This is a genomic window from Halomicrobium sp. HArcel3, assembly GCF_058933135.1.
Map to the genome: position 1 here is coordinate 728,360 of NZ_JBZYDN010000002.1, position 19,386 is coordinate 747,745.

15 protein-coding genes are annotated in these 19,386 nt (G+C 64.1%); 5 read left to right on the plus strand and 10 right to left on the minus strand.

Annotated elements, in window-relative coordinates; translation table 11 throughout:
- Positions 1–20 precede the first annotated feature (20 nt).
- The gene (locus tag AC5FRV_RS09440; RefSeq protein WP_493560825.1) at positions 21–1,502 is read left to right on the plus strand and encodes a glycoside hydrolase family 43 protein; all 1,482 of its coding nucleotides are present in this window, start codon (positions 21–23) and stop codon (positions 1,500–1,502) included.
- 107 nt (positions 1,503–1,609) lie between these two features.
- The gene (locus AC5FRV_RS09445) at positions 1,610–2,488 is read left to right on the plus strand and encodes an alpha/beta fold hydrolase (RefSeq protein ID WP_493560826.1); all 879 of its coding nucleotides are present in this window, start codon (positions 1,610–1,612) and stop codon (positions 2,486–2,488) included.
- A 30-nt stretch (positions 2,489–2,518) separates the two neighbouring features.
- Here AC5FRV_RS09445 and AC5FRV_RS09450 read toward each other — a convergent pair whose 3' ends face one another.
- Both AC5FRV_RS09450 and AC5FRV_RS09455 read right to left on the minus strand, forming a co-directional pair.
- On the minus strand, positions 2,519–4,864 hold the full coding sequence (locus tag AC5FRV_RS09450) for a glycoside hydrolase family 95 protein (protein ID WP_493560827.1): 2,346 nt from the start codon (positions 4,862–4,864) through the stop codon (positions 2,519–2,521).
- Between the two features lie 108 nt (positions 4,865–4,972).
- Positions 4,973–5,377, minus strand: coding sequence for an HVO_A0114 family putative DNA-binding protein (locus tag AC5FRV_RS09455; protein ID WP_493560828.1), 405 nt, complete (start codon positions 5,375–5,377; stop codon positions 4,973–4,975).
- 150 nt (positions 5,378–5,527) lie between these two features.
- On the opposite strand from AC5FRV_RS09455, the gene AC5FRV_RS09460 reads away from it, so the two are divergent.
- Positions 5,528–5,938: an ArsR/SmtB family transcription factor gene (locus tag AC5FRV_RS09460; RefSeq protein ID WP_493560829.1), complete on the plus strand. Its 411-nt coding sequence runs from the start codon at positions 5,528–5,530 to the stop codon at positions 5,936–5,938.
- A gap of 108 nt (positions 5,939–6,046) precedes the next feature.
- On the opposite strand, the gene AC5FRV_RS09465 is transcribed toward AC5FRV_RS09460, so the two are convergent.
- The 7 genes from AC5FRV_RS09465 to AC5FRV_RS09495 all read right to left on the minus strand — a co-directional run bounded on the left by AC5FRV_RS09465 (position 6,047) and on the right by AC5FRV_RS09495 (position 16,594).
- Entirely contained in the window at positions 6,047–9,004 is a 2,958-nt protein-coding gene (locus AC5FRV_RS09465; protein WP_493560830.1) for a UvrD-helicase domain-containing protein, read from the minus strand.
- The gene (locus AC5FRV_RS09470) at positions 8,997–11,582 is read right to left on the minus strand and encodes a PD-(D/E)XK nuclease family protein (RefSeq protein ID WP_493560831.1); all 2,586 of its coding nucleotides are present in this window, start codon (positions 11,580–11,582) and stop codon (positions 8,997–8,999) included. Before AC5FRV_RS09470 ends, AC5FRV_RS09465 begins: the two co-directional genes overlap by 8 nt.
- Positions 11,583–11,701: 119 nt before the next feature.
- On the minus strand, positions 11,702–12,331 hold the full coding sequence (locus tag AC5FRV_RS09475) for a hypothetical protein (RefSeq protein WP_493560832.1): 630 nt from the start codon (positions 12,329–12,331) through the stop codon (positions 11,702–11,704).
- 83 nt (positions 12,332–12,414) lie between these two features.
- The gene (locus tag AC5FRV_RS09480; RefSeq protein WP_493560833.1) at positions 12,415–12,897 is read right to left on the minus strand and encodes a DNA phosphorothioation-associated 4-like protein; all 483 of its coding nucleotides are present in this window, start codon (positions 12,895–12,897) and stop codon (positions 12,415–12,417) included.
- Between the two features lie 2 nt (positions 12,898–12,899).
- The gene (locus AC5FRV_RS09485; protein WP_493560834.1) at positions 12,900–14,930 is read right to left on the minus strand and encodes an AAA family ATPase; all 2,031 of its coding nucleotides are present in this window, start codon (positions 14,928–14,930) and stop codon (positions 12,900–12,902) included.
- A complete protein-coding gene (locus AC5FRV_RS09490) occupies positions 14,930–15,085 on the minus strand; it encodes a hypothetical protein (protein WP_493560835.1) in 156 nt (51 codons plus the stop codon). Before AC5FRV_RS09490 ends, AC5FRV_RS09485 begins: the two co-directional genes overlap by 1 nt.
- Positions 15,086–15,187: 102 nt before the next feature.
- Positions 15,188–16,594, minus strand: coding sequence for a DEAD/DEAH box helicase family protein (locus AC5FRV_RS09495; RefSeq protein ID WP_493560836.1), 1,407 nt, complete (start codon positions 16,592–16,594; stop codon positions 15,188–15,190).
- Positions 16,595–16,728: 134 nt separating this feature from the next.
- On the opposite strand from AC5FRV_RS09495, the gene AC5FRV_RS09500 reads away from it, so the two are divergent.
- Complete coding sequence (locus tag AC5FRV_RS09500; RefSeq protein WP_493560837.1) at positions 16,729–18,252, plus strand: hypothetical protein; 1,524 nt, start codon at positions 16,729–16,731, stop codon at positions 18,250–18,252.
- A gap of 25 nt (positions 18,253–18,277) precedes the next feature.
- Here AC5FRV_RS09500 and AC5FRV_RS09505 read toward each other — a convergent pair whose 3' ends face one another.
- Positions 18,278–18,787 carry a hypothetical protein gene (locus AC5FRV_RS09505; protein ID WP_493560838.1) on the minus strand — a complete coding sequence of 170 codons (510 nt, stop codon included), beginning with the start codon at positions 18,785–18,787 and terminating at the stop codon, positions 18,278–18,280.
- Between the two features lie 140 nt (positions 18,788–18,927).
- On the opposite strand from AC5FRV_RS09505, the gene AC5FRV_RS09510 reads away from it, so the two are divergent.
- On the plus strand, positions 18,928–19,386 hold the full coding sequence (locus AC5FRV_RS09510; RefSeq protein WP_493560839.1) for a 6-pyruvoyl trahydropterin synthase family protein: 459 nt from the start codon (positions 18,928–18,930) through the stop codon (positions 19,384–19,386).

Genomic DNA, 19,386 nt, shown 5'->3' on the forward strand with positions numbered 1-19,386 from the left:
CCCTGTGAGAAGCGCTACCCATGCGCTACGAGAACCCAGTACTGCCGGGATTTCATCCGGATCCCTCTCTCTGCCAGGTCGACGGGACGTTCTACCTCGCCACGAGCACCTTCGAGTACTTCCCCGGCGTGCCGCTCTACGAGAGCGAGAACCTCGTCGACTGGGAGCCCATCGGGCACGCGCTCACTCGCGAGTCCCAGCTCCCCCTTCGAGACGTCGGTTCGTCCGGCGGCATCTTCGCGCCCACGCTCCGACACCACGAGGGGACGTTCTACCTCGTCACGACGAACGTCAGCGGCGACGGCCACTTCTTCGTCACCGCCGAGGACCCAGCAGGCGAGTGGTCCGACCCGACGTGGGTGGACGCGCCGGGGTTCGACCCTGACCTCTTCTTCGACGGCGACACCTGCTATTTCACCTACCACGTCGAAGATACCGAGAACCCGATCCAGCAGGCCGAACTCGACGTGGAGACCGGCGAACTCGGCGACCCGCGGACGATCTGGACGGGGTTCCGCGACCCCCACGTCGAGGCGCCGCACATTATCGAACGGGACGGGACGTACCACCTGATCCTCGCCGAAGGGGGGACCCACGCGGGTCACATGGTCGTCGCGGCGCGTGCCGACGACCCGACGGGACCCTACGAGGGTTGTCCGGACAATCCCGTGCTCACCCACTGGGGCCGGCCACGAGACGACGTCCGGGCAGTCGGCCACGCCGACCTCGTCCAGGACGAAGACGGGGCGTGGTGGCTCGTCTGCCTGGGCATCCGCCAGCGCGGGCCGTGGCCGCGGTACCACCACCTCGGTCGAGAGACGTTCCTCGCGCCCGTCTCGTGGGAGGACGGCTGGCCCGTGATCAACGACGGGAATCCGATCCGGGCAGAGATGGACGCGCCGCTCCCCGGCGAGCGCCGGGCAGAGCCGAATAGTATCGAGCGTACCGACACCGGATTCGCGGACGGACTGGGCGTCGAGTGGGCGTTCCGCCGCAACCCCGACCGGGACCGCTACCGGACGACTGCGGACGGACTCCGGCTCCGCGGCGGTCCGGAGACCCTCGACGAACCCGGGGCGACCTTCGTCGGCCGGCGCCAGACCGCCTTCGACTGTCGGGCCGAGCTGTCGCTGTCCTTCGACCCGGCCGACGGGGAGGAGGCCGGCCTCGCGGTGGTCGCCAACGAACGGCACCACTACCAACTCGGCGTGACCCGTCGGAACGGCCAGCGGGAAGCCGTCGTCCGCCTTCGCATCGGCGACGCGACGGACGTGGTCGGCCGGACGCCTGTCGGGGCATCGACCGACCTGGCCGTGGTGGCCGACACCGACGAGTACCGCTTCCACGTCGACGGCGACGAACTCGCGTCGGCGGCCACTCGCTACCTCTCGACGGAGGTGGCCACCGGGTTCACGGGCGTCTTCCTCGGTCCCTACGCGACCGGGCACGGGACCACGTGCGAGGCGGACGCGGTGGTCGAACGGTTCGTCTACGAATCCTGAAGCGGCGGGATCGTGGACGATGCGCCTGCAAACCAGGCACTCGCGCGTCTCCACACGGCTCGAGATTCCCAGTTAATTTTTCTATCCCGGCCGGGAGATTCTAACCGATGAGTGACCGAACGCAGGTCCCGGACCAGTGGGAGCGCGGTTTCGTCGAGGCGAACGGCATCGAGTTGCACTACTGCCGCACCGACGGCTCGGGGCCGACGTTCGTCGTCTCACACGGCTTCACCGACGACGGGTACTGTCGGCTCGACCTCGCCCGTGAACTCGGCGACGAGTTCGACGTCGTGCTGTACGACGCTCGCGGACACGGTCGTTCCGACGCCCCCGACGAGGCGTACGGCGCGCCCGACCGGGCGACGGACCTGCTCGGTCTGCTCGACGCGCTCGCGATCGACGACCCGATCCTGTTTGGCCACTCCATGGGCGCCGATACGGTCGCGGCGGCCGCGGCCCGCCGACCGGAGCGGCCGCGAGCGGTCGTCCTCGAAGACCCCGTCTGGCCGGTCGAGGGAGTCAACGACGTTATCGACGATGGACCGGGCGACGATGGTGAGGGCGGACCGGGCGACGACGACGAGGGAGGACCGGGCGACGATATCGAGGCGCAGGTCGCGGCGTGGCAGGACGCCAGCGTCGAGGAGCTCCTCGAAGGCGAGACGATGTTCAGGGACCTCGCCGAGCGCGGACAGCCCGACCTCGCACGCCGGGTGGCCGAAGCCAGGCGCCGGCTCCGGCCCGAGATCGCCCGCGTGTTCGAGGCCGACCTGGTCGACCCGACCGAGCGGTACGGCGACGTCGAGGCGCCGACGCTGATCGTGAAAGCCGACGCGGACGAACCGGAACGCGAGCGCGAACGGGAGATAGCTGGATTCCTACCCGACGGACGGATCGTGCACGTGGACGACGCCGGCCACTGCGTCTTCTGGGACGAGCGAGAGCGTGCGACCGAGGAACTCCGGGCGTTCATCGCGACGGTTTAGGAGTGTCCGTCGCGGAGTCCTAGTCAGCGTTCAACTGGAGTCCGAGACCGGAGTCACACAGTAGTTCTCACCCGCCCGCGTCTCGAAGACCAGCACGCCGTCCTCGCGGTGTGCGTCCACCGGACCGCCGTCGGCCGACTCGACTGCGAGGTCGGGCGTCGCCCGGATGCGACAGCGCGCTCCGGATCCCGACCGGACGGTCGCGCCGTCCAGGCGCCCATCCGACCACTCGACGTCGACCTCGAAATCGCCCCGGGCGCGCAGTCCCGAGACCGACCCCTCGGCCCACGCGTCGGGGAGCGCCGGCAGGAGGCGGATCTCGTCCGCGTGACTCCCCAGCAGCATCTCGACGACGCCCGCCGTGGCGCCGAAGTTCCCGTCTATCTGGAACGGCGGGTGGAGGTCGAACAGGTTCGGCGCCGTCGACTCGGTGAGTAACGTCTCGATCCACTCGTGGGCCCGCTCGCCGTCTTCCAGACGGGCGAACTGGTTGACCAGCCACGCGGCGCTCCAGCCGGTGTGGCCGCCGCCGTGTTCGAGCCGGCGATCCAGCGACGTCCGGACCGCGTCGGCGAGTTCCGGCGTCTCCCGCGGCGTAATCTGGTCGCTAGGGTGCGCGCCGTAGAGGTGGGAGATGTGACGGTGGCCCGGGTCGGCCTCGTCGTAGTCCTCGACCCACTCCTGTAACTGGCCGTGTTCACCCACCTGCATCGGAGGGAGGCGCTCGGCGGCGGCGACCAGTCGCTCGTGGAAGTCGTCCCTGATATCCAGGACCGCCGCGGCGGCGGCGCAGTGCTCGAAGCAGTCGCGAGCGAGCTGGACGTCCATGGTCGGCGCGTACGTGACGGTGGCTTCCTGCCCGTCGTCGGTGACGTAGGTGTTCTCGGGCGAGATGGAGGGCGCGGTCACCAGCCAGTCTTCGTCGGGGTGTTCGACGAGGAAATCCAGGAGGAACGCCGCCGCGTCCCGCAGGATGGGGTAGGCCGTCTCGCGGAGGAACGCCTCGTCGCGCGTGAAGGCGTAGTGGTCCCACACCAGCCGGGAGAGCCACGCCGCGCCCATCGGCCAGAGCCCCCACTGTGCGCCGTCGACGGGCGCCACGTTCCGCCAGAGATCCGAGTTGTGGTGGACGGCGACGCCGTCACAGCCGTAGTGCGCCTGTGCGACGCGCCCTCCGGGACCGCGCAAGTCGTCCACGAAGTCGTACAGCGGGGTCGCACACTCCGCGAGGTTCGCCTGCAGCGCCGGCCAGTAGTTCATCTCCAGGTTGACGTTCAGCGTGTACCCGCTGTTCCACGGGGGGTCGAACTCCTCGTTCCAGACGCCCTGGAGGTTCGCGGGCTCGGAGCCGGGCCGGGAACTCGCCAGCAGGAGGTAGCGCCCGAACTGGGCGTACAGCGCCGCGAGGTGCGGGTCCTCGGCCCCGTCGGCCACCCGGGCGAGGCGCTCGTCCGTCGGCCGGTCGACCGGGTCGCCGAGATCCAGTTCCACGCGGTCGAAGAGGGAGCGGTGGTCGGCGACGTGAGCCCGCCGCAGGTCGTCGGAGGGCCGGCCCGCGAGGGTGTCCAGCACGTCCTCGCAGGCCCCGGTCGGGTCCGCCGTCTCGTGGCTCGTGAAGCCGGTCAGCGCGATCGTCACGTCGTCGGCGCCCGTGACTGCGAGGCCCGCCTCTGACGCGCCCGGTGCGTCGGCACCAGATACCGGTTCGATCGACCCGGCAGGGGCGTCCACGCGCGCCTGCGCCTCGAAGCGCATCCCCCAGCCGCCCTCGCCGCGTTCCTCGGCCGGCAAATCGATGATCGAACCCCGGAGGATGAGCGCGTCGTCCCGGGCGCCCGCTCGCGCACCGCGCTCGCGATGGAGGCCGGCCGTCACGTCCACCTCGCCGGGACCGTCGGCAGTGAGTCGGACCACGATCGCCTCGTCCGGGGCCGAGGCGAAGTACTCGCGAGTGTAGGTCGTCCCCTCGTGGTCGTACCGGACGCGCACGAGGCCCGCCGACAGGTCGAGTTCTCGCCGGTAGTCGGTGACGTCGTCGTGGCCCACGTCCAGCGCGAGGTCGCCGAAGGGCTGGTAGGGACGCAGGCGGACGGGGTCGCCTAGTAGTTTCTCGTCGGCGAGCGCCTGGGCCCGCTCGACCTCGCCGTCGAAGAGTAACTGCCGGACCGCTTCGAGATGCTCCCGTGCGACCGGGTTCGTCCGGTCCTCGTGCCCGCCCGCCCACAGCGTGTCGGCGTTGAACTGGACTCGGTCGACGCGGGGGCCGCCGAAGGCCATCGCGCCGAGGCGACCGTTGCCGATGGGCAGCGCCTCCAGCCACTCCGTGGCCGGCGCGTCGTACCACATGGTGGTCTGCGGGTCGAAAGCAGGGGGCATGGTTTCGGATTGCGCACCGACCGGTTAAAGCTGGGGTCGCCGGAAGGGGGTGTTCATCTGAGAAGAGCGGACGTCGTAGCGAGGGGTGGGTACGCAACTTCCGGGAGCCTACGACGTCGTTGCGGGGTGATCGTCGCCCTGAGGCGAGTGGGGGAACGGAACGTTCACGATCAGTTCGTCGAACGGAAAGACCGGCTTCTTCGCCTGGCCGACTTCCTCGAACCGGATGATACCCATCGCTTCGAGGCGAGTCAGTTCGTCGTGGACGTTCTTGACGTCCCGCTCGACGAGCCGGGCCGTCTCGCGGATACTCGCCGGTTCGTGCGTCGAGAGGGCTCTAAGGAGCGCCAGTGTGGTCGCCGTGAGCGTCTCCGCGAGGAGTTCCTCGCTCGGAAAGGAGACCGTGTGCGTGGAGTCGACTGTTTCTCCGTCCTGTAATCGCTCGATCGCCGAGCGGACTTCGTCATCGAACGCTTCGTCGGATTCGACAGTGACGACGAGTGTTCGTGTCATTGGATTTCATTACTCGTTGGTTCGAATACCAACGCTAAAGTTTCGTTGGTCGAGTCACCATCGCCGTCGGTCGTCTGCTTTCCGGCGAGAGAGTGCTCGATGAACCGACAGCGAGCCATTTAAACCGTGCTGCCCGTACGTGAAATCACCATGGCTCCGGACCAAACACCTCCAGTCCACGGCGATGCCCCGGAGGATCCGGAAGATCTGCTGCCAGTGCATAACATCCGCAGCCTCGATGAGTACCTCGATATGCACGCCGCAGTCGGGCATCGGACCCGCTACGAAATCGTCTATCGCCTCGTCCACGGTGGCGAGATGAGCCCCACGGAACTCGAAGACGCGATCAGCATCGACGACAGCACGCTTCACTACCATCTCAACGAACTCGTCGACGTCGGCCTCGTCGAGAAGCGCCAGCGCACCGAACGGGGGCAGGACGGACTCTACACGTACTACCGGGCGACTGTCTTTGGCGAGGTGACGCTCACCGACGGCGTCGACGATCTGATCCGCGGTGAGCAGGCCTTCGAGGAGATGTACGACAGTTCGGCGGAGTAAGCGGTGATATGGACCACTTAGATTGAGATACACGTTACCTGACGTGGACGCGAGACCTGAGAGACCGTCTGGGGAGCGTTGTCGGTCGAAATCAGGAGCCGCTGCCGACTACGACGAAGCGCGGACGACGGCTTCGAGTTCAGCCAGCGAGAGCGGCTCGATAGTGCGGCGTTCGTTCGTCGCCGTGTAGAAGAGACTCGCCGTTACCTCCTTCCTGGGGAAGCACTCGCTGACGATGTGGTAGTAGACGCTCAGCTGTTTCTGGTACTCCGACTCGGCGCGTCGGCTCTGGTCGGTCTTGTAGTCGATAATCTCGATGCGGTCCGCCGTCTCGTGGACCAGGTCGACGATGCCGGAGACGGTCACCTGTTCGCCGTCGACGGCCAGGGGAAGGACTGCCCGCTCTTCGACGTGAAGTTCGCCGTCGAGCCCGTCGATGAACGCCTTCACGTTGCGCTGGTCGTCGTGGCCGTCGGTGGTCGGTGAAACGTCCTCGCCGAGCGCGTAGGCCTCCGCGAAGTCGTGGACGCGAGAGCCGAAGTCACGGCCGCGGAACTCCATCGACTCCGCCGTTTCGAGTTCGACGTCCGCGTCCTCGAACACCGCGTCGTCCATCAGCGTATGGGGCGTGTGCCCGGTCGGCCCCTCCGGCGTGACGACCGAGAACGGGAGTTGAGTCTGGACCGTCTCGCGCCGGTCGACCGGTTCGACGGCCGGGTCGAGGAGCGTTCCCTCGAAGGGGAGTTCCTCGTAGAAGGTGTTGGGGTCCTCGCCGCCGGCGAAGACGACGTGGCTCTCGGCGCGCGTCACCGCGACGTAGAGGAGGCGTCGCTCCTCGTCGTTGTCGTCCTGCAGACAGTGTCGAAGGACGTCGTGGGTCCAGTTGTCGTAGACGTGCGGGTGGGCGTGTTCCTCGACGTCGGCGTACAGCTTCCGTTGCCGCAGGCCGACCGGTTCCTCGTACTGGACGACGCTCGACCCGCCGACGTTCGGCGGGAACTTGCCCGCGTTCATGTTCGCGAGGACGACGATGGGGTACTCCAGCCCCTTCGCCGAGTGGATGGTCTGGACCGTCACGGAGTCGACGCCGGCGCTGGTGACGACGTCGTGCGTGGCCCCGTTCTCGATGCCGCGCTCGACGAGTCGGACGAGGTCGCCGCGCGTCAGCGTCGAGGTGTCGTGGAGCGACTGGATGGTGTGCAGGATGACGTCGGCGTACTCGCCGGTGAACCCGTACCGGTCGAAGACGCGCCGGGCCACGGAGCCGACGGCCTCCATCGCGTCGAGCCGCTCGCGGAAGGCGACCATGTTCGACGGATAGTTGCCGGTGTCGAGGACGTGAGCTACCTCGTCGAGGGTGTAGTCCGCCTCCTCCAGGACGACGGCCCAGCCGCGGTCGGCGTCGGACTCGAGGATGCGGAGCCAGGCGAGCAGGAGTTTCGCCTGATCAGTTCGAAAAAGTTCGACCCCGCCGTCGTAGGCCATCGGGAAGTCGTAGTCGTCGGCCACCGAGAGGAGTTCACGGCCGAAGTCTCTCGTCCGTGTGAGGACGGCGACGTCGCCGAATTGCGGTGGTCGGGGGTCGCCGTTCTCGTCCTCGACGGCGTAGTCGTCGTTCCCGACGATAGACTGGATCTTCGTGAGGACGGCCTCGTGCTGGTCCGGGTGGTGGATCCCCTCGATCGTGGTGTCGTCGAACGACGCGTTCGAGGAGAGCGACACGACGTTGTCGAGGACGTCTTCGTCGACGTCTTCGTTGTTCGACGCGGGCGTGACGAGCGCCTCCTCCGAGAAATCGAGGATGGTCTGTGTCGACCGGTAGTTCTCCTCCAGTTCGATCGTCTCGACGTCGTCGACGGGGAAGGCGACGCGTTCCTGGTCGTCGTTCAGGTCGGTCGTGAAGCGGTCGATGCGGTCCTCGAAGGAGCGGATGTTCTCGACGTCGGCGTACTGGAACGAGTAGATGCTCTGCTTCCAGTCGCCGACGACACAGAGGTTGTCCGTGCCAGCCAGCAGGAGCGCGAGCTTGAACTGTATCTCGCTGGTGTCCTGGAACTCGTCGACCATCACGTACTCGAAGCCGACGCGCTCGCGGAGTGACTCGTTCTCGCAGAGCAGGACGAACGCGAACAGCTGGAGGAACCCGAAGGTGAGGTAGCTCCGGGAGAGGGCGAACGCCAGGTATTCGTGGTAGACGTCGTGGACGAATTCCTTCAGGTCCTCGCGGTCCTCGTCGAAGGCCCGTTTTGCCGTCTCGTCTGGTGCTTGCTTGGTCCCATCGCCCCGTAGCTCACCCTTGTCTGGTGCGTCCGGGAGGTAGGTCCTGTTCCGCCCGTACCCGTTCAGTTTCGACCGGAGCACTGACTGCTTGCTCCCGCCGTTGCGGGGCTCGTTCACCTCGTCGAACAGGGCTTTGAACGCCTCGAAGTCCCCATCGACGAACGACTCGCCGTCGCGGTACCAGCCCTCTGCCGTGGGGAAGACGCCCTTGGACGCGAGTTCCGTGACGACGTCGAGCAGGTCGCTCCTGTCCGAGAGCGCCCGGAAGAAGTCCGCGTACTCGGGGTGGTCGTCCTGGAACCCGTCGAGGAACTCGCGGAACAGTTCCGCCTCGACCAGTTCGTCCTCGACGACGCGGGTCGACCCGGTGATGCGGTCGTCGATGCCGAGGTGGGTCGGGGCGCGATAGCCGTGTTCCTCCAGGAGGTCGAGACAGTGCGAGTGGAACGTCTGGATCGACGCGTCGGCCAGCTCCCGAAGGGAGTACGACGAGTGGTCGACGATGCGCTCTTTCATCTCCGTCGCGGCGCTCCGGGTGAACGTCACGAGGAGGACGTCCTCCGGCTCGACGTCGGGCTGGTCGACGATGCTGGCGTAGCGTCGCGTGACGGCGAACGTCTTGCCCGTCCCCGCGCCAGCGTCGACGACGTAGATGCCTTCGGTGTTCTCGATGAGTTCGCGCTGTTTCGCGTTCGGCGTCGGCGCACTTTCGGCCGATTCACTCTCGGCCGATTCACTTTCTGCTGATTCACTCGCTTCTGGGTCGCTCACCGCTGGATCACTCACCGCTGGCACCCTCCAGGATGCAGTCGCGGTGGTCAACCCGCCTGTAGTTCGGCTCGCCGCCAGGACCCTCGATCGGGAACCGTTCCTCGCCGGCGCGGTGCCGATTCAGCTCTTCGATGCGTCCCGCGACGAAGTCCTCCAGGGCGTCCAGATCCTCCTCGAAGAACGTCTTCTGTCGGTGGCTGTTGAGTGCGCGGATGGCCTGGTCGCAGCCTTTCTCGGCGTCGACCGAGTCGCTGGTCCGCTCCATCACGGCGTTCGTGAACTCCGTCGCGAAAGAGGAGTCCCGGAGTTCGTCCTTCTCGGTCGTCTCGGGGAACGACAGTCGTTCCATAATCGCGGCGTAGGCCTCGTAGCCCAGGTCCTCGAACGTCGCCACACAGTCGTTGTAGCCGTCGAGGAGGACGTCGAACGCGTCTCTGGTACCCACGTGCTCGTCGAACGTCCAGGGGTAGTACGAGACCGTCGTGAGCGTGTCCGCGACGTCGTGGTCGCCCGTGACGACGTCCTCGAGCGTCTCCAGGAAGTGGAAGAACGTGAACTCGAGGGGCTCGTCCGGCCGCTCCGCCCGGTAGTGACAGAGGTACATCGCCGCCTGGAAGTCCGGCGTGTCACCGGGCGGGTCGATAGCTGCGTTCTCGACGACGGCTCGCCGGGACTTCTTCGAGCCGCTCTTGAAGTCCAGCAGGTGGGCCGGGTCGCTGACGAGGTCGATCTTTCCCTTCATCCCGAGGTCGCCGTTCTCGAACCAGCGCTCGGTGATCGGCGAGTCGACGGGCCTGTCGAAGTACTCGGCGAAGACGTTCTCGCCCCACCCCGACGACGGGGTGAGGAAGTCGTCCGCGAACGGCCGCTGGTCGTCGAGGTACTCGACGATGGTCTCCAGCCCGATCCGGTACGTCCGCTCGCGGAGCGGCTGGTCGCTCGTCGCGAAGTACGGCGTCGCCTCCGCCAGCATCAGGTCGACGACCTCGTCGAGCGCGGCGTCGTCGACGACCTCGGGGTGGGTGACGTAGAACTCGGCGAAGTCGTGGAAGAGATTGCCCTCCTTGAAATAATCCTTGTCCGGGCCGTCGACGAGCCGGTCGAAGAAGTAGTCCCGTGGACAGTTGACGTAGGTCGTGAGACTCGAGTTGCTGACGTTCCGGACGGGCTCGGCGTCGACGTCCATCGGCTCCTTCTCGAATCCCTTTCCGACGTCGTCGAAGGTTCGGGTGTGGGACACTGACTGGAGGTCGCTGAATCGCTCGTACTCCTCGTCGAGGAGTTCGCCGAAGTAGAGACACGGCGTGACTGGCTGGCCACCTGCCGTGTCCTGGACGAGGTAGTACTGCTCGACGCCGCTCTGGAGGAGCAACTGGAACTGCTGCACGTAGCGCTGGAACTGCGTCTCCGTGTCGACCCAGGGCCGCTTGGGCGCGGTGTGGGTCCACGCCTCGTCGAGGCCAACGTGGAAGACGACGGGACGGTCGACGTAGCCCGACGACCTGGCGTCGGCGAGCAGGACGCCCTCGTTCGCCCGGTCGACGGGCACCTCGTAGGCCTGGAGGTAGTACGCCAGTTCGTCGAGACGACGTTCGTCTATCCGGGTCTCGGCGAGGCCGAGCCGGGCGAGTTCGTCGCGGAACAGGTCCAGCGACGCGCCCGTCTCGGACTCGTACGCGGCGAGTGCCTCGTCGAACGTTCGGGATTCCAGCGTCGAACAGAACGCCCGGATCCACTCGGTCTCCGGCACGTCCAGCGCGTGGAGTCGCTTGTCGTCGTGGTCGACGGCGACGTCGACGCCCAGCTGCGTGAGGACCGGCCTGACGTCGGAGACGAGCGTCTCCGACCCCCGGAACGCCGTCCGGCAAAGACTGAGCAGGGACCGGTGATGGGGGTCGTCGACGAACCCCGGGCCGCCGTAGTACGGGACGTCGGCCGCCTCGAACGCCGACTCGACGAGCGAGGAGTAGCGACTGTTGCTGTCGAGGACGACCGCGACGTCGCCGGCCGTCTCGGCGTCGACCGTGTCGAGGATGGCGTCGACGATGTCCGCCGAGGACTCGAAGATATTGAACGAGGGGTACGCGAAGCGCTCGTCGGTGAACAGGTCGAACTGGTCGTACTCGTCCGGGAGGATCGACCGTTCGAGTTCGGTGAGCTGGTCCTCGCCGACGACGGCGACCGACTCCGCCTCGATAGAGTACTCGGTGAGCCGCCTCGACGTCGACCGCAGGTCGGCCATGATCTCGACGACTGCCTCGGTGGCGTCGTCGACGTACGCGTCGTACGCCAGGATAGACTCGATGGATCCCTGGTGTTCCCAGCACTGGAGCGTGTTCCCGACGGCGTAGCTGATGGACTTCCAGTCGTGGTCTGTCCGGTCGACGACTTCGAGGAACGCGCTCCGGTCCTCGGCTCGCTCCTTGCGACCGGCCGCGAGTCGGCGTGGCGTCGTCGCGAACGTCCCGAAGTGCGGGACGTCCAGTCGGCGATTGATCGCGCTCGCCAGCGGCGCGTCGGGCGTCAGGACGAGGTCGTACCCCCTGACCTCGTCGTAGAGCGTGTCGACGGGCTTCGCGCGCTGAATAGGCACGCACAATGCACTCGTGAGTAACTGGATAAAGGTTGGTGCGTGGTTCTCAGTCGCGAACGTTACGAACAGTCTCACCCGCTTCAGAACGGACAACTGGTACGCGGGCCCTTGTCAGAGGACTACGTGAATTCCCCACTGAGGTGGGTCTCGAGTTCGTCTCCGAGCGAATCGAGGTCTGCAGCGACGTCGCCATCAGGCTGGACAGAACTACCAGATTGACTCTCATCGCTATCACCGAGCATTCGACTATCGATTACCTCGCGTTCCTCTTCCCAGTCGTTGACTCGCTTGATGGTATACTTCTGGCGCCGACGCCACTCGCCATCTTGTGCTTGCCACAGGTAGACCATCACCTCGTTCGTCTCCCACGACCCCTTCTCGACGACGTTGACGATCGCTTTCCACCAGCCGTCGCGCTGGAAAATCGTTTCACCGTCGCCGACGGTGTAGTAGTCGCTCACCGGGAACGAGGTATCCTCTGCCGAGGGAGCATCGCTCCGGATGTAGTCGTCGATGACCTCCCGGTCGATTGCCCAGGCGTCCGGTGTTTTGATGACGTACTTGTTCTTGCGCGTCCAGCCGTCGCCGTCGTCGTGCCAGAGGTATATCGCCGTCTCGTCGGTGTCCGAGTCACCCTCGAACTGGTAGGTGACGACGGCCTTCCACCATTCGTCGTTCTGGTACAGGGAGACAGCGTCTGTGACGTGGAGCGAGTCGTGAACGGGGACGTCAGTGCTGTTTCCGTCCATATCACCAGCGTACCGTCGGATTGCAGACGCCGTGCCACCAGGTGACATCAGTAGCAGGTGGCCGAGTTGCCGACTGACACTGCCTATTCATAGCCCATCATCTCGTCGTCGAACGAGTCGACGATGTTCTGGAGTTCGGTCTCGATCTCGTCGTCGTCCTCGCCCTCCTCCTTGGATTTGATGTAATCGACGATCGCATCTGTCGGGTCACCGGCGTTCTGACCGAACTTTTCCCTGGCGACTTCGAGCCCGCCAGCAGCGTACTGGGCGATGACGCGCTTGTGCTCCCCTGGGTCCACGAGAGACTCTGGCTCGCCCGTGTCCTGGAACGCGAGACAGGCCGCGATCGTGTGGTAGAGGTCGCGAGAATGGATGTTTTGCAACCCTGCTTCGCTCTGGGTCTCGTCCGGGATTCCCTTGTAGTTCTCGCGCTTCACGTTCCCCTCGCGATATCCGAGGACAGCGAGGAACACGAGGACTTCGTAGTAGTGTTCGAACACCGCGTGCTCGTCGACGAGTTGTTCGTACAGTTCGCCCTGTTCGTATTGGATATTCGTCTTTGCCATCGTCAGTCACCTGCCTGAGCGGCCCGATCGCCCTTGATTTGCGTCTGCGGACTCTTGTTCGTCCCCTCTCCATCGTCGAAATCGAGCCAGTACTGCTCCCCGGCGATGTCGCTCATCTCCTCCTCGACGGGACCCTCCCACTGCGAGTCAGTGGCGAAGACGACGACTTGCGACGCCAGGGTCGGTAGGATACGACTCACTTCTCGTCGGTGGTCTTTGTCGAGTGCACCGAACGGCGAGTCCATGACGAGCGGGTAGATACCACCGGTGAAATACTCCGATTCGGAGCCCGCTTCGTAGCGCTTCTTGGCGATTTTGACCAGGCTCCCGACGAACGCCAGACTCGCGATCTGGCGTTCACCCGTCGACTTGTCGACTTCGACTTGCTGGTCTTCGACGGATTGCTGGATCTTCAGTTCGAACTCCGCCGTAATTTCGGCTTCGAGGTTCTTGCTCGCGATCTTGCCGAATGTATCGTTCACTTCCTGATTCGACCACGTTCGAACTTTATCCTTGAGTGCCTCGAAGTTGTTCGCGAGGTCGGTCTCGACGAGTTCTGCTGCACGCTGTCTGCGCCGTGCGAGCTGGGTCTCTGCCTGTTCGTCCTTCTGATCGGCGATATCCGCTTCGAGCTCTTCGACGTCGGCTTCCTTCGAGGAAATCTGCTCTTCGATGCCTCCCCTGTCCGCGATGAGTTGCTCTTTTTCTTGCTGTTTGTTCTCTCGCTCGGTTTCGAGGTCACTGATCGACTGCCCGCCGGGGGTGGTGGCGTCGAGTCCCTTGAGTTCCGAGCTGATCGACGAGATGCGTTCTTCGAGCCTGTCGATCTGTTCGTGTTTCTCCTGCCGGCGTTCGATCAGTTCGTCGACGTCGTCGAAGAACTCCGTGCGGCCATCGGTGAACTGCCTGAGGTGACCGACGACTCGGAGCGCGCCCTGCTCGACGCCGTCAGACGCAACCTCACCACGGAGGGAGGCGACGTGGTCGTACGGCTCTGAGTCGTGCTCGAGGTCCCGGCCACAGAGACACTGCTTGGCTTCGAGCAGTGAATTGAGGAAGTCGTCGCTCAGTTCCGAGGGAATGACGCCGTCTTTCCGGAGCTGGTCGATCTCCTGTGCAGATTCCCGGATCAGGGGCATCGCGAGCGGGATGAATCCGTTCTCCGTAATCACCGCTTTGATCTGGGCGTTGATCTCGTCGACATCGTCTTCGAGAGCCGCGACGTCTTCCTGGTACGCCTCTCGATTCTCTTGTAGCTGCGCGCTCTCGTCGAGACGTTCGAGCTTCTGGTCGATATCCGAGATTTCTGTTCCGACCCGTTCGATCGCGCGTTCCTTGTCTTGCTTTTTCCGCTGGAGGTCCTCGATGTCGGTTTCTGTCGCCTGCTTTTCGTCGATCAGCTCCCGGAGTTCCTCGCTGGCACTATCCTGAACCTGGGACTCGAAGCGGTCGGCGACATCTCCGAGGTGTCGGGTGGCCCGTTCCAGAATCGTCAGCCCCATGATGTTCTGGATGGCCTCCTGGATACGGTCCTGGTTGTCGATTCCGGCCAGCTCGTCGATGTCCTCCCCATCGAAGAAGAACAGTTCGCTGAGTCGCTCCGGGATGATCTGGCTGAGGACCTCGCCGGGATTCTCCGGTCGATTGACACCGCTGCCGTCGTCGTACTCGACGACGAGAGTCGGTTCGTTCAGAATGCCGTCGAAATCTGTCGGCGACTGCTTTTCGTACGTGGCCGTTCGCGTGGCGGTGTAGTCGGCGTCGTCGTGCGAGAACTCGAGTGTGACCGAGACGGTCACTTCGTCGCCAGGATCCGCCGCAGCCATCGCACCTTCGCTCGCGAGCCGTTCGGGGCGTGTATCGAAATCGACCTCCTCGTAGAGGAGCCAGGTGAACGCATTCAGCAGCGTGGTCTTCCCTGAACCGTTCGACCCGTGAATGACCGTCACGTTCCGCGTCTCGCCGCGTGCGAACGAGATCTCCTCGTCGCGAAACTGCCGGAAGTTCTGGAGTGAAAGTGTGTCTAACTTCATCAGTAGACTTCTTCTTCGACGATCTCCTCGATTTGATTGACAACACCGCGCGGATTATCGAGATTGAGTTTCTTCTTCTCGGCTGATAGGACCCGGTCGGTAATGCGGGCTACCGTTTCGTCCGGAATGGAGATGTCATCGTTGCTGTCCGTCATCACCCCACCCAGACGCTGTGCGTATTTATATCTTGTAACGGACCACCCGTTTACAGGTTGTCTCCGGTTTGCTCGGCGATTGATCAGTAGTTCCTGTAATTATCAACTGCCAAGAAGATCGTACTGGCGTTTGAGTCGCTGCAGGGATCCGTCAGTCGTCGGGACACCGTCCACTTCGGCGTCGGGATGATTGCGTGCGGCATCGGCGAACGTCGAGACGCGTTCGAGTTCCTTCTCCAGGAGGCGACGTTCGACGTCGAACTCACTGCCGGAGAGGAATGCAGGCTGGCCGTTGACGCTCGGGACGGTGATGAAATCGTGGATGACGGCGAAGTCCTTGCCCGCGTGAGTGCGGAGGATGCGTCCCCGGCGCTGGACGAACTGCCGTGGATTGCTGGTACTGGCCAGGATGTAGGCCGTCCGTGTCGCGGGGACGTCGACGCCCTCGTCGAGACAGCGAATCGAGGTGAGAACGTCGATACTGCCGTCGTCGAACCGGTCAAGCAGTCGTTCTCGATCTGCCTGTGACTCGCGGGCAGTGAATCGGTCGACGGTGAGGTCACTCTCTGTCCGAATGCGGTCTGTCGTGGCATCGACGTGACGCTGCCCCGTCCCCGGCTCGATTCCCGTCGACCCGTCACTACAGTAGACCAGCGTGTGATCGACCTCGTGCTCTCGTTCTAGGAGGTCGACGAGCACGTCGAGTTTCTGCCGGGCAGTTCCCACCAGACGGGCGCGTTTAAATAGTGCTTGCTGGAGTGCGGGATTGTCCTCGAGAGCGACGTTGGAGTTGCTTCCCGACAGCCGACCGATCTTCGCCGTGAGTCGTTTGTACTCCTCGAGCTCTTCGGCGTCGAACTCGACGATGTGCGGGATGTAGTAGTACTCACACAGCGCCCCGGCTTCGATCGCCGCTTCGAGTCCGTACTCGAACACCGTCTCACCGAAGTACCGTTCGAGTACGCGCGTCCCCTCGTCGTCGTACCACCGTTCTGGCGTCGCAGACAGGCCCAGTCGAAAGTCGAACGCCTGGGAGAGTCCCGTACGCATCTGTTCTGCCCCGAGGTGATGGACTTCGTCGGCGATCAGCATCATCGGTCCCCGGCCCCTGCCGATGGTCTGCTGTGCAGGCTCCATCGAGAGCGTTCGATGCGTCGTCACGACGACGCACAGCGACCGGGAGCCGTGATTGTATTCGAGCAGTTCGCGTTCGAGACGAGGCTGCCAGTTCTTTCGCGACTGATACGCCCGGACGGGCGTGATGCCGAATTCGTTCAGTTCCTCGGCCCACTGGTCGACGAGATGCTGGTACGGGACGGTGACGACGAGAAAGAGGCCATCCTCGATCGATTCGGCGACTCGTGACGCCGCGAGCAGTGCCGTGATGGTCTTCCCCGTCCCCGTCGCCATGTGGAGAATCCCCTGGCCGTCAGCGTTGACCCACTCCCTGATTGCTGTCCGCTGGTACTCTCGCGGTTCGATCCAGTCGGGTGGTTGGAGTTGGGGCATATTCCGCGGTCACCTGTGAGGGAAAGTCGCGTTCAGTCGCATCCAGGAACTCCAGAGACAACGCAGGATTTGGTGCCACAATCCGGTTTTGCGACAGGTTTCATCTGGAGCAGGCTGCTCGGTTGATACACGTAGTGGGATTCCACTACTTGAATGTGCTTCTCCATCAGGGGTATCTCGATTCTGTCACAGCAAATACGGAACTCACGACGGTACCACTGACTCGTGCCGTTCTGTCGTTGATTAGTTTACAGAACGTGAGTGGGCCACAGGCACTATATATAACGTCAGGAAACTCTCAACGAATGAGTTCGGATTCGGGGTTTCCGGTTTCGTTGCTTCTCGACGGGCCGCTGTTTCTGGACGAACTCGAGACCCAGCCACAGCACTTTCGGCAGGAACACGATATCGATTCACTCAGACTCGTACCCGCCAAGTCCGCCGCGACTGGTGTTCACACGGTCTACTTCAAACCGGAACACCGCCAGTGGGCGCTCGTCAGGCTGCTGAAGCGGTATCGGTGGCTCTTCGAGATCTTGCTCCAGCGCGGTCTCTCCGGGGAGCACATGCTGTTACGACAGGGGTTCTCGACGGACGATCTGGATTTCTTTTACGACATTGTCCCTCAGCCTCCGGCCGAGTACAATCCCATCGTGTACGACATGCTCTGGCTCGTCGCGACCCACGACGAGTATCTCGCTCTCACCAAGGCCATGGCGGACCGCACGCGGTTCGTCCCCGAACGGCTCCTCCGTGAGACGTCCGGGATTTCGGCCGACGACAGTGGCTACTTCAGTCGGTTTCTCCGGAGCCACCTCATCAGCCGAACCGTGGATACGTCCCGACCCGTAGACGAGCGAGCCGACCACACTGAAGGAGGGACTGCCGTCACTCCGGATGCGACGTACGAGGTGACTCACGAGGGACGAGACGCGCTGGCAGGAATCCTCGCGGAGTACGAGCGAATCTTCGAACAGCGGGAGTTCGAGCCGTTGCTCATCAACCCGGAGCTCGATCCACACGAACATCTCAGGGAGTACGATCCCGGACCGGATACGCAGGCCCCGGACGTGTCGTTCGACGAAATGCAGGAAGAAGAGGGTATCCTCGGCGAGATTGCCGGTTCGTTCGCGCCGCTCGACGAGGAGTTCGGCTCGACGGTCGAATCGACGGTGGACGAACCGAACGACGTAGCGCCAGAACCGGAACCAGTGGGCAACGATCGAGGTACCACCGCTGGTGGCCAAAGCGACACCTCGGGGAGGACGGTCGAACCAAGTCCCGAGACACAAACCAGGACGTCTCGCGGACGGCAGGCGAATCAGACGGCCGAGTCCCCTGCCGAAGATAGCCCCGGTAATTCCGACGAGGTGGACAGGCAGGCGCTCGACGAACAGGTTCCGGAGGAGACGTTCGTTGGCGGGTACACCCGGGACGAGGTTCTACGTGCCGCCGTGGCCGCTGCCAGAGAAATCCACGCTGGCGGACTCGTTCGAACCTCGGAAGTGAAATCTGCTGTCTGGGAGGCCGTCGAGACCAGGGATCGCAGCCAGACCGTCCTCTGGGAAGCTGTTCGTGACGTCCTCATCGAGATGGACGCCACACACGGACGAGGAGGCGGCCATATGTGGGCGTCGAACAGCACCACCGCCGAGTGACCAGCGACGCTGACCCTCGACTGGGCTACGATTCCGGCTCGTCGTCCGAGATCCAGTCACTGATCCGGGCTGCGGTCTCGTCGGCGATTGCCTCCCAGTTTTCCGGCCGGTCCGCACCACGTTTCGGTGGATCGAGCTCGAACTCGACTGGCTGGTAGGTGAGCTGGTCGATGGTCTCCGTCGCAATTCGACCGACGAACTCCGCGTTCTTTCGCTTCGACGAGACGCCACCACGGGCCAACTGGTAGTACTCCGTGAAAATCTGGAACAGGACCACTGTCGTTCCGTTGACTGTCTCCTCGTCGAGGTGGCGGAAGAGCTTTGCAGCGTTGTCCGCCGGGTCGGCCCGGCGCCACTCCAGTTCCAGGAGATACAGGTGAGAATCCGTCCTGCCTGCGACGTCGACTGGCGTCCCCGCGATCCGGTATTCGGTTTCCCACTTGAGTTCGGGGTGCCGGACCGCAAGCTGGTCGCGGAGAGACGCTTGTACGGACGTCGCGAACGAGCCCATGAGCGGTTCCCGTCTACCACTCACAGTATCGGCCTTAGCAATTGGGGTCTCAAGCCTCGAACGGAGGCATCGTCGTCAGTGACGATCCTCCCTGTACGTCCGTGATGCTTCGAGGTCGCGTGGAACTGGGATAGCTTTATATCCTATCCAGGTAATGACCGAATATGCCTATGGGAACACTCGAAGAATATGGTGGGGGTGTGATCGCGGATTCAGGTGAGCGTGAACTGGTCGTCGGCGGTGACCGCCCGATACGGATCAGCGCGGGCCACCGGATTCAACACCACGACGGAAAGTGCAGTCGCCCGCACGGCCACAATTACGAGATCTCCGTTCGTCTCTGTGGTGAGCTAACGGAGGAAGGATGGGTCGTCGACAAAGGTGATATTACCGACGTACTCTCCGAGTGGGACCACCGGTTCCTCCTCGAGGCAGGTGACCCGCTGATCGAGGCGATGGAGGCGAGCGGCGACGAGGATGCAGTGGTCGTGATCGATGCACCGCCGACGGCCGAAGTCATGGCAGTGACGCTCGAACGGGAACTGGAACGCCGCCTCCCCGAGACCGTCTCCGACGTCGGTGTGACAGTCAAGGAAACGAGCGAGCTCTGCGCCGGGCCCTGA

What these genes read in the sequence shown, in the direction of transcription:
- AC5FRV_RS09460 (WP_493560829.1), top strand. Translation starts at nt 5,528, where the DNA reads ATGGCTCCGGACCAAACACCTCCAGTCCACGGCGATGCCCCGGAGGAT.
- AC5FRV_RS09455 (WP_493560828.1), bottom strand. Translation starts at nt 5,377, where the DNA reads ATGACACGAACACTCGTCGTCACTGTCGAATCCGACGAAGCGTTCGAT.
- AC5FRV_RS09490 (WP_493560835.1), bottom strand. Translation starts at nt 15,085, where the DNA reads ATGACGGACAGCAACGATGACATCTCCATTCCGGACGAAACGGTAGCC.
- AC5FRV_RS09485 (WP_493560834.1), bottom strand. Translation starts at nt 14,930, where the DNA reads ATGAAGTTAGACACACTTTCACTCCAGAACTTCCGGCAGTTTCGCGAC.
- AC5FRV_RS09475 (WP_493560832.1), bottom strand. Translation starts at nt 12,331, where the DNA reads ATGGACGGAAACAGCACTGACGTCCCCGTTCACGACTCGCTCCACGTC.
- AC5FRV_RS09445 (WP_493560826.1), top strand. Translation starts at nt 1,610, where the DNA reads ATGAGTGACCGAACGCAGGTCCCGGACCAGTGGGAGCGCGGTTTCGTC.
- AC5FRV_RS09480 (WP_493560833.1), bottom strand. Translation starts at nt 12,897, where the DNA reads ATGGCAAAGACGAATATCCAATACGAACAGGGCGAACTGTACGAACAA.
- AC5FRV_RS09440 (WP_493560825.1), top strand. Translation starts at nt 21, where the DNA reads ATGCGCTACGAGAACCCAGTACTGCCGGGATTTCATCCGGATCCCTCT.
- AC5FRV_RS09450 (WP_493560827.1), bottom strand. Translation starts at nt 4,864, where the DNA reads ATGCCCCCTGCTTTCGACCCGCAGACCACCATGTGGTACGACGCGCCG.
- AC5FRV_RS09510 (WP_493560839.1), top strand. Translation starts at nt 18,928, where the DNA reads ATGCCTATGGGAACACTCGAAGAATATGGTGGGGGTGTGATCGCGGAT.
- AC5FRV_RS09495 (WP_493560836.1), bottom strand. Translation starts at nt 16,594, where the DNA reads ATGCCCCAACTCCAACCACCCGACTGGATCGAACCGCGAGAGTACCAG.